This window comes from Microbacterium sp. Marseille-Q6648 (genome assembly GCF_943181415.1).
GTDB lineage: Bacteria > Actinomycetota > Actinomycetes > Actinomycetales > Microbacteriaceae > Microbacterium.
The window spans coordinates 767,458-783,087 of sequence record NZ_CALPBZ010000001.1 but is presented as its reverse complement, the minus strand read 5'-3'; the positions used below and the strand labels follow the sequence as shown (position 1 = coordinate 783,087).

Annotated in this window: 14 protein-coding genes; 11 read left to right on the top strand and 3 right to left on the bottom strand. The window is 70.7% G+C overall.

Annotated features, from left to right (window positions below):
* Nucleotides 1-26: 26 nt before the first annotated feature.
* From NFR93_RS03745 to NFR93_RS03730, 4 genes are all read left to right on the top strand, one after another.
* On the top strand, nt 27-1,835 hold the full coding sequence (locus NFR93_RS03745; protein WP_251450119.1) for an acetolactate synthase large subunit: 1,809 nt from the start codon (nt 27-29) through the stop codon (nt 1,833-1,835).
* A 4-nt stretch (nt 1,836-1,839) separates the two neighbouring features.
* Nucleotides 1,840-2,349: an acetolactate synthase small subunit gene (gene ilvN, locus NFR93_RS03740; RefSeq protein ID WP_251450118.1), complete on the top strand. Its 510-nt coding sequence runs from the start codon at nt 1,840-1,842 to the stop codon at nt 2,347-2,349.
* 15 nt (nt 2,350-2,364) lie between these two features.
* Nucleotides 2,365-3,444: a ketol-acid reductoisomerase gene (gene ilvC, locus NFR93_RS03735; RefSeq protein WP_285814554.1), complete on the top strand. Its 1,080-nt coding sequence runs from the start codon at nt 2,365-2,367 to the stop codon at nt 3,442-3,444.
* A 185-nt stretch (nt 3,445-3,629) separates the two neighbouring features.
* Entirely contained in the window at nt 3,630-3,977 is a 348-nt protein-coding gene (locus NFR93_RS03730) for a hypothetical protein (protein ID WP_251450116.1), read from the top strand.
* A 38-nt stretch (nt 3,978-4,015) separates the two neighbouring features.
* Here NFR93_RS03730 and NFR93_RS03725 read toward each other — a convergent pair whose 3' ends face one another.
* Together NFR93_RS03725 and NFR93_RS03720 are read right to left on the bottom strand one after the other, a co-directional pair.
* The gene (locus tag NFR93_RS03725) at nt 4,016-5,488 is read right to left on the bottom strand and encodes a WD40 repeat domain-containing protein (protein ID WP_251450115.1); all 1,473 of its coding nucleotides are present in this window, start codon (nt 5,486-5,488) and stop codon (nt 4,016-4,018) included.
* Nucleotides 5,410-7,962 carry an AfsR/SARP family transcriptional regulator gene (locus NFR93_RS03720; RefSeq protein WP_251450114.1) on the bottom strand — a complete coding sequence of 851 codons (2,553 nt, stop codon included), beginning with the start codon at nt 7,960-7,962 and terminating at the stop codon, nt 5,410-5,412. Before NFR93_RS03720 ends, NFR93_RS03725 begins: the two co-directional genes overlap by 79 nt.
* Before the next feature lie 153 nt (nt 7,963-8,115).
* Here NFR93_RS03720 and NFR93_RS03715 point away from each other — a divergent pair, with 153 nt between their 5' ends.
* The 4 genes from NFR93_RS03715 to serA all read left to right on the top strand — a co-directional run bounded on the left by NFR93_RS03715 (nt 8,116) and on the right by serA (nt 11,158).
* The gene (locus NFR93_RS03715) at nt 8,116-8,490 is read left to right on the top strand and encodes a hypothetical protein (RefSeq protein ID WP_251450112.1); all 375 of its coding nucleotides are present in this window, start codon (nt 8,116-8,118) and stop codon (nt 8,488-8,490) included.
* 36 nt (nt 8,491-8,526) lie between these two features.
* On the top strand, nt 8,527-9,057 hold the full coding sequence (locus NFR93_RS03710) for a DNA polymerase III subunit gamma/tau (RefSeq protein ID WP_251450109.1): 531 nt from the start codon (nt 8,527-8,529) through the stop codon (nt 9,055-9,057).
* Nucleotides 9,054-9,425, top strand: coding sequence for a bacitracin resistance protein (locus NFR93_RS03705; RefSeq protein ID WP_251450108.1), 372 nt, complete (start codon nt 9,054-9,056; stop codon nt 9,423-9,425). The genes NFR93_RS03710 and NFR93_RS03705 overlap by 4 nt, the downstream gene beginning before the upstream one ends.
* A 128-nt stretch (nt 9,426-9,553) precedes the next feature.
* A complete protein-coding gene (gene serA, locus NFR93_RS03700) occupies nt 9,554-11,158 on the top strand; it encodes a phosphoglycerate dehydrogenase (protein WP_251450106.1) in 1,605 nt (534 codons plus the stop codon).
* A 21-nt stretch (nt 11,159-11,179) separates the two neighbouring features.
* Here the strand turns inward: serA and NFR93_RS03695 are convergent, their stop codons facing one another.
* Nucleotides 11,180-11,725 (bottom strand): TetR/AcrR family transcriptional regulator, encoded by a 546-nt coding sequence (locus NFR93_RS03695; RefSeq protein WP_251450104.1) that lies wholly within the window; start codon nt 11,723-11,725, stop codon nt 11,180-11,182.
* 78 nt (nt 11,726-11,803) lie between these two features.
* Here NFR93_RS03695 and NFR93_RS03690 point away from each other — a divergent pair, with 78 nt between their 5' ends.
* From NFR93_RS03690 to NFR93_RS03680, 3 genes are read left to right on the top strand one after another with little or no spacing between them, the layout of a single operon-like run.
* On the top strand, nt 11,804-13,357 hold the full coding sequence (locus tag NFR93_RS03690; protein ID WP_251450102.1) for an MFS transporter: 1,554 nt from the start codon (nt 11,804-11,806) through the stop codon (nt 13,355-13,357).
* A 38-nt stretch (nt 13,358-13,395) separates the two neighbouring features.
* Entirely contained in the window at nt 13,396-14,448 is a 1,053-nt protein-coding gene (locus NFR93_RS03685; RefSeq protein WP_251450100.1) for a 3-isopropylmalate dehydrogenase, read from the top strand.
* Nucleotides 14,449-14,495: 47 nt separating this feature from the next.
* On the top strand, nt 14,496-15,602 hold the full coding sequence (locus tag NFR93_RS03680; RefSeq protein ID WP_251450098.1) for a branched-chain amino acid aminotransferase: 1,107 nt from the start codon (nt 14,496-14,498) through the stop codon (nt 15,600-15,602).
* Nucleotides 15,603-15,630: the final 28 nt, after the last annotated feature.

Here is a 15,630-nt window from a genome sequence, read left to right as displayed (position 1 = left end):
CCTCCGAGTCACAGAGGATCGATCCCATGCCCGCCGAATCCGCCACGGCCGTTCCCCGGCCGCCCGCTCCCCGCACCGCTGCCGCGCCCGTGCTCACGGGCGCCCAGGCGGTCGTCCGCTCCCTCGAACTGCTCGGGGTGACCGACGTCTTCGGTCTTCCCGGCGGCGCGATCCTGCCGGTCTACGACCCGCTCATGGACACGTCCGAGATCCGTCACATCCTCGTCCGCCACGAGCAGGGCGCCGGGCACGCCGCCGAGGGCTACGCCGCGGCATCCGGCAAGACGGGCGTCGCGATCGCGACCTCGGGACCGGGCGCGACGAACCTGGTGACGGCGATCGCCGACGCGTACATGGACTCCGTGCCCATCGTCTGCATCACCGGACAGGTGTTCTCGAACCTCATGGGGACCGACGCCTTCCAGGAGGCCGACATCGTCGGCATCACGATGCCGATCACGAAGCACTCGTTCCTGGTGAAGACGCCCGAAGACATCCCGGGCGCCATCAAGGCGGCGTTCGAGGTGGCCTCGACCGGCCGGCCGGGCCCCGTGCTCGTGGACATCACCAAGGACGCACAGCAGGCCGAGGCCCCGTTCATCTGGCCGCCGAAGGTCGACCTGCCCGGCTATCGTCCGGTGACCAAGGCGCACGGCAAGCAGATCCTCGCCGCGGCGCAGCTGCTCGCCGAGGCCAAGAAGCCGGTGCTGTACGTGGGCGGCGGAGTGATCCGCGCACACGCGTCGGCCGAGCTGCTGACCCTCGCCGAGACGACCGGTGCGCCGGTGGTGACGACGCTCATGGCGCGCGGCGCGTTCCCCGACTCCCACACGCAGCACCTGGGCATGCCGGGCATGCACGGCACCGTCCCGGCCGTCCTCGCGCTGCAGGAGTCCGACCTCATCGTCGCGCTCGGGGCCCGCTTCGACGACCGCGTCACCGGCAAGGCGGCGCTGTTCGCCCCGAACGCGCAGGTCGTGCACGTCGACATCGACCCGGCCGAGATCTCCAAGATCCGCACCGCCGACGTGCCGATCGTGGGCGATGTCCGCGACGTGCTCGTGGACCTCGATGTGGCGTACCGCGGCGCGCTCGACGGCGCCAAGGCCGACATCGAGGAGTGGTGGTCGTACCTCGACGGGCTGCGGGACGAGTTCCCCCTCGGCTACGCGCCCACCAGCGACGGCCTGCTCTCACCGCAGTACGTCATCAGCCGCATCGGCGAGCTGACCGGCCCCGAGGGCGTCTACGCCTCGGGAGTGGGGCAGCACCAGATGTGGGCGGCGCAGTTCATCAAGTACGAGCGGCCCAACGCGTGGCTGAACTCCGGCGGGGCCGGCACGATGGGCTACTCGGTGCCCGCCGCGATGGGCGCCAAGGTCGCCGAGCCCGACCGCCACGTGTGGGCGATCGACGGCGACGGATGCTTCCAGATGACCAATCAGGAGCTCGCCACGTGCGCCATCAACAAGATCCCGATCAAGGTCGCGATCATCAACAACTCCTCCCTGGGGATGGTCCGCCAGTGGCAGACGCTGTTCTATGACGGGCGGTACTCGCACACCGACCTCAACACCGGGCACGACACCATCCGCATCCCCGACTTCGTCAAGCTCGCCGAGGCCTACGGGTGCCTCGCGATCCGCGTCGAGAAGGAGGAGGACGTGGATGCCGCCATCCGGACGGCGCTCGAGACGAACGACCGCCCCGTGGTGATCGACTTCGTCGTGTCGGCCGATGCGATGGTGTGGCCCATGGTGCCGCAGGGCGTCAGCAACAGCTACGTGCAGTACGCGCGGGATCACGCGCCGGCGTTCGACGAGCAGGAGGACTGAGACCGTGTCGAGTCATGTGCTGAGCCTCCTCGTCGAGGACAAGCCGGGTCTGCTCACCCGCGTGGCGGGCCTGTTCGCCCGGCGCGGCTTCAACATCGAATCCCTCGCCGTGGGCGTGACCGAGGTGCCGGGTCTGTCCCGCATCACGGTCGTCGTCGACGTCGACCAGCTGCCGCTCGAGCAGGTGACGAAGCAGCTGAACAAGCTCGTGAACGTCATCAAGATCGTGGAGCTGGACGCCTCGGCGTCCGTGCAGCGCGAGCACATGCTCGTGAAGGTGCGCGCCGACAATGCCAGTCGTTCGAACGTGCTCGAGGTGGTGAACCTGTTCCGCGCCTCGGTCGTCGACTACGCCCCCGACGCCCTCGTCGTCGAGGTGACCGGCGACAAGGGCAAGGTCGAGGCCTTCCTGCGCGCCATCGAGCCCTTCGGCATCAAGGAGCTCGCGCAGTCGGGGCTGCTGGCGATCGGCCGCGGCGGCAAGAGCATCACCGAGCGCGTCCTGCGCGGCTGACCCATCCCGCGGGCGATCCGCCTCGTTTCGCCCGCCCACAGACCGAACCAATCAAGGAGAAACACGAAGATGGCTGAGATCTTCTACGACGACGACGCCGACCTTTCGCTCATTCAGGGCAAGAAGGTCGCGATCGTCGGCTACGGCTCGCAGGGCCACGCCCACGCCCAGAACCTGCGCGACTCGGGCGTGCAGGTCGTCATCGCGCTGAAGGACGGCTCGAACTCGACCGCGAAGGCCGAGGAGGAGGGCTTCGAGGTCAAGAGCGTCGCCGACGCCGCCGAGTGGGCCGACGTCATCATGATCCTCGCGCCGGACCAGCACCAGCGCGGAATCTACAACGACTCCATCAAGGACAAGCTGACCTCGGGCAAGACCCTCGCCTTCGCGCACGGCTTCAACATCCGCTTCGGCTACATCCAGGCGCCCGAGGGCGTGGACGTCATCCTCGTCGCGCCGAAGGCCCCCGGCCACACGGTGCGGCGCGAGTACGTCGCCGGTCGCGGCATCCCCGACATCATCGCCGTCGAGCAGGACGCGTCGGGTTCGGCGTGGGACCTGGCGAAGTCGTACGCCAAGGCCATCGGCGGCACCCGTGCCGGCGTCATCAAGACGACGTTCACGGAAGAGACCGAGACCGACCTGTTCGGCGAGCAGGCCGTCCTCTGCGGCGGCGTGTCGCAGCTGATCCAGTACGGCTTCGAGACCCTCACCGAGGCCGGCTACCAGCCGCAGATCGCCTACTTCGAGGTCCTCCACGAGCTCAAGCTCATCGTCGACCTCATGTGGGAGGGCGGCATCGCCAAGCAGCGCTGGTCGGTGTCGGACACCGCCGAGTACGGCGACTACGTCTCGGGTCCTCGCGTCATCGACGCGCACGTCAAGGAGAACATGCAGGCGGTGCTCGCCGACATCCAGTCCGGCGCCTTCGCCAAGCGCTTCATCGACGACCAGGACAACGGCGGCGCCGAGTTCCAGGAGCTGCGCGCCAAGGCGGCCCGGCACCCGATCGAGGAGGTCGGCCGTGACCTGCGCGCGCTGTTCGCGTGGAAGCAGCAGGACGCCGACTACACCGAGGGCAGCGCCGCGCGCTAGCCCGAAGGCCAGCCAGCACACCAGCTCGGCTTCACCGGCCCCCGTCCCCCGCACCCAGGGGACGGGGGCTTTCCCGTGCCCGCGCCTGCCGCCCGGCTTCGTTCCGCGCGTATCACCGCGGGCCGTTCGCGCTCTTTGTTCGTGTAGCCGGAATGGGGTCCGGCACTACCCGAAGGAGCAAGACGATGAGCACTACCGCACGCGGAAATCGGGGCCGCCTGGTCTCGATCGTCACCGCGACCATCCTGGCCGGGGCCGCATTCGGCCTCGCCGGATGCCAGACGCCTCGAGCCGAGGTCGTCAGCGATGTCGAGCAGGGAACCGTCCCGGCTGCCGTGCAGATCGAACGGGCCATCCGCGCCGCGGAGGCGCGGTACGAAGGCATGGCCGAGCGCTACGCCGACCGCTCGACCGACGCCGGACAGCCGGTGAGCCCGCACACGGCCGACCGGATGGACCGCTCGGGCGTCGAGGAGGACGCGCCGCCGGCACCGCCTCTGGTCGCCGACCGACTGGCGCCGAAGCCGCAGTGAGACCGAACACGACGCACGCGGACGACGGCGACCCGCCCTCAGGGGCAGGTCGCCGTCGTCCGCGTGTCGTCGAAGTGCGTCCGCCACTCCACCTCGGTCAGTTCGCGCCCGGCGATCTCGCACGCGGCGGCGGCGTGAACGGCCGGATCGAGATCCCACACGATGACGCCCTCGGCCGCGCCGGCGACGAGCAGACGCCCGTCGTGCGAGAGGTGGGCACCCTGGGCGAGTTCGTCGCTGGGCGCGTCGATCGTGTCCGCGAGCTTCACCCGCCCGCGCATGCCGTACAGCGCGGCGCGATTGTCCCACCCCACGATCAGCATCGTCCGTTCGTCGTCGCTGATCTCCACGGTGTTCCCGCTGCTGAAGGGCTTCGGCAGAGAGGCGATGGGGTCGAGGGTGTCGAGTCCATAGCGCGTCACCGCGGTGTCGGTCACGGCGATGAGGTCGCCGGAGTGGGTGATGACGTTGCCCTCGGTCCCGGCGAGCCCTCGAGCGACGAGCGCGCCGGTGCGCCCGTCGAACACGGCGGTGTGGGTGGTGCGCGGACCGGAGTCGAAGTACGTCAGCGCGACGCGTGACGCGTCGGGGGACTGGCTGACGCGATTGTGCACCATCTCGCCCTCGATGTCGGGCACCTCGATGAACGGCCCGGCACGGTGTCCCGTCGTCGGGTCGAAGGCGACGAAGAGATCGCTCTGGGGAGCGAACACGAACGCGTGCGGGCCGGGTCGGGCGGGAACCGGGAAGATGTCCTCACCCATCCGCTCGACGATCTCCTGGTCGAGCCGGATCGAAGACCCGTCGGTGGTCAGGAACGTGGACCCGCTCGGCTCCGACCAGTTCTCGACCACCGTGGGCGAGACCCACGACAGCCACTCCGCCTCTCGGCCGGTCGCGGCATCCTTCTCGATGTCCCACAGCGAGAACGGCCCACCGGTCAGCGGCTTCGTGATGACGGTGACCCCGTCGCCGCTGATGCCGCCCACCAGCTGCCTGCCGCGTGCCACCAGCGTTCGCGCCGCGCCAGAACCGTCCAGCGCCCACACGAACGTCGCGCCCGCAGAGGGGGCATGCAGGAGCAGACCGTCGCCGCCGGCCCGGGGGATCACGTCGCAGGCCTCGTCGACGAGGGTGGCGAACTCGCGCCCCGTGGGCTCGCCCGTCTGCAGGTCCCATTCGGCGACGGTGCCCAGCCGCGAGCAGTAGGCGGTGTCGCGATCGGGGAGCACCGCGACCTTCCAGCACGGGCGGCCGGGGACGGATGCCGCGCGCCACAGCGTCCGCCCGGTTTCGACGTCGATGCGCGCCGCCCCGTCCTGACCGGACGCGAGGACCGTGCCGTCGCCGATCGCGGCGATCGAGGCCGAGGAGAGGTCGCCGTCGGTGGTGATCCGCGCCCGCTCGCGCAGATCGGACTCCTCGTACGCGATCAGCGCGCCGGGACCCGCACACTCGCCAGCTGGCGGCCGGACACCAGGTCGATGAACGTGAAGTGGTTGTGGCAGCACAGGCCGGGCTCGTCCTCGGACGCCCACGACGGCGTCTGCACCGCCGCGGATCGGCCGTCCGGGCTGACGGCGAGGAAGCGGGCATGGGGTGAGGGGCCGGGGACGGCGACATCGAACGTGCGGCGGACGGCGTCGTCGCGAAGGTCGATCGACCGCATCGTGACACCGGCTTCGCCCTCGGTCACCACGAGCGCGCCGTCCGAGGCGGGCTCGGCCGCCACCACCGCCGGATGCGGGTGCTCGATCCGCCTGATCAGGCCGTCGGCGGCCATCATGATCCCCAGCAGGGCCGAGCGAACCCGATCGTCGTCGGGCCACCGGCGGTAGGCCTCGACGGCGAGCAGCGCGGCGAGATCGCGGTCGGACGAGCGCAGCGCCAGCGAGGACGCCGTCAGGGCCTCGATGCGGGCCGACTCGCCCGCGGCCCGAGCCTCCTCGCCGCGGATCACTGCAACGCCGCCCGCGATGAGCACCGCGACCAGCAGCGTGGCGACGCCGCCCAGCGCGAGGCGCAGCGTGCGGTTGCGGGCCCGCTCACGGTGCGCGCGGTGGCGGAGATCGTCGAGCTCGGCCCGCTGCCGCGCGTCCGAGGCGTCGAGGAACGCGAGTTCACGCGGGGTCAGATCCCGAGGCGACGCCTGTCTCAGCTCGAGCGCGGCAGTGAGGTGCGCCCCGCGGAGCAGGTCGTCGTCGTCTCCGTCCTCCGCCTCCCAGGCCGCGGCCGCGCTCTCGACACCGCGGAGGACGCGCATCCGGTCGCGATCCTCGTCGAGCCAGTGGTCCAGGCGAGGCCATGCGCGGGCGACCGCTTCGTGGGTGACCATGACCGCGGTGCCGTCGACGGTCAGCAGCCGCGCGCGTGCGAGCCTTTCGATCACCCGACGACGATCGGTGTCCGCCAGAAACGGCGCCGCGGTCACGCGACGGCGGGTCGACGAACCGTCCTCGCCGCGGTCGATCAGGCGGGTCATGACCGATCTGCAGACCGTCTGCTCGTCCTCGGGGAGAGATCGGTACACCTCCTCCGCGGACTGCGCGATCGCTCCGGCGATGCCCCCCGAGTCTTCGTATCCGGCAACCGTGAGGGTGTCGCCCTCTCTGCGGATCCAGGTCTCGCGCATCGCGTGGGAGAAATGGGGGAGTGTCGAGGCGCGATCGCCCAGATCGCGAAGGGCGAGTTCGGTCAGGCCGGGCTCGAGCCGCAGTCCCGCTCGGCGTGCCGGCTGCTCGACGGCCTCGCGGGCGCCCGCCGGGGTCAGCGGCCCCAGCAGATGGATGTGCTCGCCGATCGCATCGCCGATGCCGGGCAGGGTGCGAAGCGCGTCGAGCGCGTCGGAGCGCGCCGTGATCAGCAGCATCCCGCCGTCGCCGACGAACGCCCTCGCCGCTTCACCGAACCGGGCGCGTTCGCCGTCGTCCATTCCGAGCAGCTCCTCGGCCTGATCGACGATGAGCGCGCCCGCCTTCGCCGCCGCCGCGCGCAGCGTCGCCGCCACGTCGCGACCCGGCGACACCACCTCGCACGCGATCCCGCTCTCGGACAGCCTCGGGATCACGCCGGCGAAGGCGAGGGAGCTCTTGCCCGTCCCGGATGGTCCCGCCAGAGCGAGGATCCTTCCTCGCCTCAGCCGCTCGACGACCGCGTCCGCGTCGCGCTCCCGGCCGAAGAAGAGCTCCGCCTCGTCGGTGCCGTAGGCCCGCAGCCCCGGATACGGACATTCCGAGCTTGCCGGCCGCTCCACGTGCGGTGCCTCGAGCGACGGATCCTGGCGGAGCATCGCCGTCTCGAGGGACTGCAGCCGGGCGCCCGGCTCGATCCCGAGCTCGTCGGCGAGACGCTCGCGCGCAGCGCGGACCGTCGCGAGCGCTTCAGCCTGGCGATCGGCGCGATAGGTTGCCAGCGCCAGGATCGCCCATCGGTCCTCGCGGAGGGGCGCCTCCCTCACGAGCCGCTCGGCTTCGGGGATGAGCGTGCGATGCTCTCCGAGCCGGAGCCGGGCCTCGAGGAGCTCCTCTTCGGCGCTCGCGCGGATCTCGGTCAAACGGCGGGCCTCGCCGATGCCGGCATCCCACTCGGCGATCTCGGGAAGCGGCGTCCCGCGCCACAGCCCCAGCGCGCGCGTGTACGCGTCGACCGCGCGTCCGTCATCGCCGCGCAGGCCGTGTGTGCGCGCCGCCTCGACGAGCCGTTCGAACTGCACCGCGTCTATCACCGCGGGGTCCAGCCCGAGCCGGTACTCCGTGCCGACCGTCTCGATCGACTCGGGGCCCAGCACCCGACGGATGCGCGCCACACTGTTGCGGACCTGCTGCTGCCAGGTCGCCGGCGGGTCTTCGCCCCAGCACGCCTCGGCGAGCTGCGCAGGTGCGAGCGACGCGCCCCGCCGTGCGACGAGCGCGGCGAGCAGGGTCCGCTCGCGAGGTCCGAGAGTGCCCTGCCCGATGTCCAGCGCCCCCAGAACGCGGATGGTCATGAGGTGAAGTGTGGGCACGCGCCGGTCAGGCGTCAATACCCCTCGCCGCGCGCGGATATCCGCCGGATATCGCGGGAGCCGGTGGCGGGTATCGGCCCGGTGGAACGTGAAGTCACCAGGCCCCGGCCCCGGGGCCGCCGAGAAGGAGTCATCATGTCCACCACCACCCTTTCGATCCGCCTCGCCGCGATCCTGTCGGGCGCGATCCTCGCGCTGACGCTCGCCGGTTGCCAAACCGCACAGAGCGCCGCGGGCGACGAACCCGCGACGCGGTCCGGGGACGGTCGCATCTCGATCCCCGTCCCGGCCCCGCCCGGCGTGGACACGCGCCGGCCGGCCGACCGGCTCGAGGCCATGGACCTGCGCCAGGGCTACATCACCCGCGACGACATCTCGCGTCCGGCCGATCGCCTCGCCGGCGAACGGGGCACAGGCGTGTCGGCCGCGATTCCCGGATGCCGGCAGCACATCGTCCTCCAAGGTCCCCAGGGGCGGGATCGGGTCCTGTGCCTGACCGCGGGGCGCTGATCACCTCGCCCCGCCGGTCGGCGCTACGCTGGCGGGGTGAGTCGTGATCGCGAAGAGGACGCCTTCCGCTGGGAGGGCGACGGCGACCCGACCCTCGATGCGCCGACGTCCGAGCCCGCGGCCCGCGCCGACTCGCCGCGAGTCGCGGATCTTCCGGCGGGGTTCACCGCCGTCGGTCGCGGCAGCGAGGACGCGGCGGGCACCGCCGCCATCGACCGCGAACCAGCGGTCGAGGGCGACGTCGCCGCCCGTGACGAGACCCCGGCGGCGCCTCTCGGCAACGCCATGCTCATCGCCCTCGGAGTGCTCGGGGGCGTGTACGCGCTGTGGGTGATCGGCTGGATCATCGGCGGCCTCCGGCTCCAGGGCGCCGCGCAGTACCTGGTGGCCGATGTCATGTTCCAGGGCAGCTTCTGGCTGGCGGTGCTGGCTGCGCCGATCTGGTTCGCCACGACGTTCCTCCTCACGCGAGGCTCCCGCGCGTGGGTACGTCTGGTGTGGCTGATCGCGGGCGTGGTGCTCCTGGTCCCGTGGCCCTTTGTGATGATGGGGACGGTGGGACAGTGACCGAGCCGACCGTCGACCCCGCACCCCGCGGTACCCGGCACCGCACGCCGACGTGGCTCATCGCCGCGATCACCGGCATCCTGGGCCTGTTCTACGCGTACGCGGTCTGGAACGCGATCGGCAATCTCACCGAGACGCTCAGCGTCGCCGGCGACCTGGGGCTCACCCTCAACGCGCTCGGCTGGTTCCTCTGGATCTTCGCCGCGGTCTTCCCGATCATCGTGTGGTCCGCGGCCTTCGCCCTCGGCTACCGTCGCCCGCCGCATCACCTGCTCCTGGTGATGGTCGCGGGGCTCGCGCTCGTGGCGGTGTTCTGGCTCGACGTGGTGTCGTACGCGACGCTCAACACCACGGCGCTCCTCGGCTGACTCCGCGCGTCACACGGTCCGGCGCCCCGTGCGCGCCGCGATAGGCTGACGGAGGCCTCGCCCCATGACGCGCGGCGGGTCGTCCCCTCTGCAGCGCGCGGTCGCGCACCGTCCCGAAGGAATCACCCGTGACGAAGCCTGTCGTTCTCATCGCCGAAGAGCTCTCCCCAGCCACGATCGACGCCCTCGGCCCCGACTTCGACGTCCGTCACGTCGACGGAACGGATCGGCCCGCGCTGCTGTCGTCCCTGGCCGAGGCTCACGCGGTGCTCATCCGCTCGGCGACCAAGATCGACGCCGAGGCGATCGCCGCGGCGCCGGTGCTCAAGGTCGTCGCCCGCGCCGGTGTGGGCCTGGACAACGTCGACATCAAGACCGCCACCACCGCCGGCGTCATGGTCGTGAACGCGCCGACGTCGAACATCATCTCGGCGGCGGAACTCACCGTCGGCCACATCCTGAGCCTGGCCCGCCGCATCCCCGCAGCCCATGCGTCGCTGGCCGACGGCCAGTGGAAGCGCAGCGCCTACACCGGCACCGAGCTGTTCGAGAAGACGGTCGGCATCATCGGTCTGGGTCGCATCGGCGCGCTCATCGCGGCGCGCCTCCAGGCTTTCGACATGCGCGTGGTCGCCTATGACCCGTATGTCACCAGTGCACGGGCCCAGCAGCTGGGCGTGCAGCTGCTCGGACTGGACGAGCTGCTCGAACAGAGCGACTTCGTCACCATCCACATGCCGAAGACGCCCGAGACCACGGGGATGATCGGGGCGGAGCAGTTCCGCATCATGAAGCCGAGCGCTTTCGTGGTGAACGTGGCACGCGGCGGCCTCATCGATGAAGAGGCGCTGCGCGACGCGCTCGTCGCCGGAGAGATCGCCGGGGCGGGCCTCGACGTGTTCACCAGCGAGCCCCCGGCCGAGGGCGGCACCGCTCAGGCGCTGCTGGACCTCCCCAACGTCGTCGTCACCCCGCACCTGGGCGCCTCGACGGAAGAGGCGCAGGAGAAGGCGGGCGTGTCGGTCGCCAACTCCGTGCGCCTGGCACTGGGCGGCGACCTCGTGCCCGACGCGGTCAACGTCGCCGGCGGCGTCATCGACCCCTACGTGCGTCCCGGCATCCCGCTGGTCGAGAAGCTGGGCCAGATCTTCGCCGCGCTGGCGCATTCGCCCCTGACGAGCCTCGACGTCGAGGTGCACGGCGAGCTCAACACCTACGACGTCTCGGTGCTGAAGCTCGCGGCCCTCAAGGGCGTGTTCACCAACATCGTGAGCGAGACGGTCTCGTACGTGAACGCTCCGCTGCTGGCCGAGCAGCGCGGCGTCGACGTCCGCCTCATCGTGGACGACGTCAGCGACGAGTACCGCAACGTGATCACCCTCCGCGGCGCGCTGTCGGACGGATCGCAGCTGTCGGTGTCGGGTACGCTCACCGGCACCAAGCAGGTGGAGAAGCTCGTCGGCATCAACGAGTACGCCATCGAGCTGCCGATCGAGAAGCACCACGTCGTGATGCTCTACACCGATCGTCCGGGAATCGTCGCCGTCTACGGGCAGAAGTTCGGCGAGGCCGGGATCAACATCGCGGGCATGCAGATCGCGCGCCAGAACGCCGGGGGACAGGCGCTGTCCGTGCTCACGGTCGACTCGCCCGTGCCGGACGAGCTGCTCGAACAGGTCAGCTCCGCGATCCACGCCGACCTATTCCGCCAGATCGAGATCACCGAAGGCTGACCTCCGGGTCGACTGCGCGGTTCAGCCGCGTGCGGCCCGCTCCACGAGCGCGATGAGGGTGTCCATCGCCGCGCCCGTGGGCACCACCGCCGGAACGCCGCTTCCGGCGAGCGTGCTGTTGTAGTAGAGCCCGTCGCTGACGAGCATCACGAGGTCGTGTGCGGCATCCCCGTCGACGTGCGGGCGGATGGCGGTGCTCCAGCGCTCCCTGACGTCCCGCAAGGCGGTGACGGCGTGAGCCTGCCCCGCCTGCGCCAGCCGTGACACGGCCACGAGCGCGCGATCGAGCGGATCGTTCGCCATCGCCGACGAGCGCAGGAAGTACGACACCGGGCCCTCGGGAGCCGACGTGATGGCGGCGATGTCGTCATCGACGAGTGCGCTCAGCCGCTCGATCAGGGCGAGTTCGAGGGCGTCCTTCGTGCCGAAGTGATACAGGAGTCCGCCCTTGCTCACCGCAGCGGCGCGCGCGGTGGCATCCATCGTCGCCGCGCGTTCACCGTCGTCGATGAGGATCGCCTCGAACGCGTCGAGCACCCTGTCGCGGGCGAGGGGAGGGCGGCTCATGTCGTCGATCGTAGCGAGCGGGAGGCTTCGGACTTTGATACTATACCGGCTGGACGGTACAGAAACTGAGGATCGGTCATGACCATCGACACGCCCACGCAAGCGCGCATCACCCCGACGCCCCCGCGCGTCGGATGGCGCGGCTGGGCAGCGCTGGCCGTCCTGATGCTGCCGGTTCTGCTGGTCTCGGTCGACAACACGGTCCTGAGCTTCGCGCTGCCCGCCATCGCCCTGGACCTCGCCCCCACGAGCGCGCAGCAGCTGTGGATCATCGACGCATACCCCCTGGTGCTCGCCGGGCTGCTCGTGACCATGGGCTCTCTCGGCGATCGCTTCGGCCGGCGGCGGATGCTGCTCACCGGAGCCGTGGGATTCGCCGCGGTCTCGGTGCTGGCCGCCTTCGCGCCCACCGCCGGGTGGCTCATCGTCGCGCGCGCGGCGATGGGCGTCTTCGGCGCCATGCTCATGCCCTCGACGCTCTCGCTCCTGCGCAGCATCTTCCCGGACCGGGATCAGCGGCGCCTGGCGATCGCCGTCTGGGCGGCGGGATTCTCGGCCGGCGCGGCCCTCGGCCCGGTCGTCGGCGGCGTCCTGCTGGAGCACTTCGCGTGGGGGAGTGTCTTCCTGCTCTCGGTTCCCGTGCTGGTACCGCTGCTGGTCTTCGCGCCGTTCCTGGTCCCCGAGAGCCGCGACCCCGCCCCCGGACGCATCGACCTCGCCAGCATCGCGCTCTCGATGGCCGCGATGGTTCCGATCGTCTTCGCCATCAAGGAGGCGGCCGTCCACGGATTCGGACCGACGGTCGTGCTGCTCGCGGTGGCGGGTCTCGGGTTCGGCGTCCTCTTCGTGCGCCGGCAGAACCGCTTGGCCGTGCCGATGCTCGATATGAGCCTCTTCGCCCGCGGCGCCTTCACCGGCGCGCTGCTGGTGAACCTGCTGAGCGTCATCGCACTCGTCGGCTTCCTGTTCTTCGTCGCTCAGCACCTGCAGCTGGTGGCGGGCCTGTCTCCGCTGCAGGCAGGCCTCGCCCTGGTGCCGGGACTCGCGGCGATGATCGCGGCGGGGCTGGCGGTCGTCCCCCTGGGGCGTCGCGTGGCCCCGCGTGCCCTCGTGCCCGCCGGACTGGCGGTGTCGGCCCTGGCCTACCTGGTGGTCGCCTCGACCGCGCACGGAGCACCCATGTGGGTGCTGGTCGTCGCGTTCGTCGCCCTGGGGCTGGGCATCGGGGCCGCCGAAACCGTCTCGAACGAACTCGTCCTCTCGAGCGCGCCGCCCGAGAAGGCGGGCGCGGCCAGCGCGGTCTCCGAAACCGCGTACGAGCTCGGCGCCGTTCTCGGCACGGCGGTGCTCGGCGGCATCCTCACCGCCCTCTATCGGGCGAACCTGGTGCTGCCGGCGGACGTCCCCGCCACCGCGGCCGCCGCCGCCCGCGAGACCCTGGCCGGCGCGATGCATGCGGCGGACGGCCTCGACGCGGCCACGGGTGCGGCCCTCGCCACGGCGGCGGCCGAGGCGTTCGACTCCGGAGTCGGGGTCACCGCGCTCATCGGCGCGGGGCTCGTCGTGATCGCGGGCGTCGTCGCGGCCACTACCCTGGGAGGGTTCCGAACCGCGTCCGCGCGCGAGCACTGACCGCCGCGGCCGGACCAGCTTCCAGCACGAGGAGAGCGATGTCGCGCGTCGTCAAACTCGCCGTCATCCCCGGTGACGGCATCGGTCCCGAGGTCGTCGCCGAGGCGGAGAAGATCCTCCGGGCGGCCACCGCAGACTCCGAAGTCCGCTTCGACACCACGCACTTCTCGCTCGGGGCCGGACGCTATCTCGAGACCGGGGACACGCTCACCGACGCCGATCTCGCAGCGATCGCCGCCCACGACGCCATCCTCCTCGGCGCGGTCGGCGGAACACCCGGGGACGAACGGCTGAAGGACGCCAACATCGAGCGCGGCCTGCTGTTGAAGCTGCGATTCTCGCTCGACCACTACGTCAACCTGCGCCCGTCGAAGCTGTACGCCGGCGCGCCCGGACCCCTCGCAGACCCTGCCGAGATCGACTTCGTCGTCGTCCGCGAGGGTACGGAAGGGCCCTACGTCGGCAACGGCGGATCGATCCGCACCGGCACGCCGCACGAGGTCGCGAACGAGACCTCGGTCAACACCGCGTACGGGATCGAACGGGTCGTCCGCTACGCGTTCACGCTCGCCGAGAGGCGGGGCCGCCGGCTGACCCTGGTGCACAAGACCAACGTGCTCGTGCACGCCGGGGGCATGTGGAAGCGGATCGTCGACGCCGTCGCGGGGGAGCACCCCGATGTGGCCGTAGACTACCTGCACGTCGACGCGGCAACCATCTTCCTGGTCACGAACCCGGGCCGTTTCGACGTGATCGTCACCGACAACCTCTTCGGCGACATCCTGACCGACTTGGCCGGCGCCGTCACCGGAGGCATCGGCCTCGCCGCATCGGGCAACATCAACCCCGACGGCGCGTTCCCCTCGATGTTCGAGCCCGTTCACGGTTCGGCGCCCGACATCGCAGGTCAGCAGAAGGCCGATCCCACGGCAGCGATCCTCTCGGTCGCCCTCATGCTCGATCACCTCGGGCTGGGAGACGAGTCCGCACGCATCACCCGCGCGGTCGAGCAGGACATCGCGGCACGCGAGGGATCGAGCCGCACCACCGCGCAGATCGGCGACGCCATCCGCGATCGGCTCCAGGCGTAATCTGGTCCCGCACCGCGCCGTCGCCCCCATAGCCAGGACGTGAACACATGACGATGATCGACTCCGACCCCGACACCGGCCTCGCCCCGCTCGCCTTCCAGGTGACCCGCAATCTGAACGCGGCTTCGCCGGCACGTCGTGACGAGGTGCTGGCCAATCCCGGCTTCGGGACGAACTTCACCGACCACATGGTCGACATCTGCTGGTCGGTCGGCGGCGGGTGGCATCGTCCGCGCGTGCAGCCCTACGGCCCGCTCTCGCTCGACCCTGCAGCTGCGGTGCTGCACTACGGCCAGGAGATCTTCGAGGGCATCAAGGCCTATCGTCACGCCGACGGATCGATCCACACCTTCCGACCCGATCAGAACGGCCGCCGCCTGCAGCGCTCCGCGCGCCGTCTGGCGCTGCCGGAGCTGCCGGTGTCGTACTTCATCCAGTCGCTGCGCGAGCTCATCGCCGTCGACGGCGACTGGGTGCCCACGGGCGAGGACCAGAGCCTCTACCTCCGCCCCTTCATGTTCGCGAAGGAAGCGTTCCTCGGCGTCCGTCCCGCCAACAAGGTGGGCTACTACGTCATCGCCTCCCCGGCCGGCGCGTACTTCAAGGGCGGCGTCAAGCCCGTGTCGATCTGGCTCAGCGAGGACTACTCGCGCGCGGGCAAGGGCGGCACCGGAGCGGCCAAGACCGGTGGGAACTACGCCGCCAGCCTGCTTCCCCAGTCGGAGGCGTACGAGAACGAATGCGACCAGGTCGTCTTCCTCGATCAGGACCGCAACGTCGAAGAGCTCGGCGGCATGAACGTGATCTTCGTGTACAAGGACGGCAGGATCGTCACACCGCAGTCCGATTCGATCCTCGAGGGCATCACGCGCGACTCGATCCTCCAGCTCGCCAAGGACCGTGGTCACACCGTCGAAGGGCGTGCGGTCTCGCTCGAGGAGTGGCGCAGCGGGGTCGCCTCCGGCGACATCGTCGAGGTCTTCGCCTGCGGCACGGCGGCGGTGGTCACCCCCATCGGCCTGCTCAAGGGCACGGACTTCCTCGACGAGCAGCCGACGGGCGAACTCGCCCTCTCGCTCCGGGAGGAGCTCACCGACATCCAGTACGGGCGCCGCGAGGACAAGCACGGCTGGCTTCTGCGCCTGGACGCGTGAGGCGGCGCTCCCACTCCGGCGCGTGTCG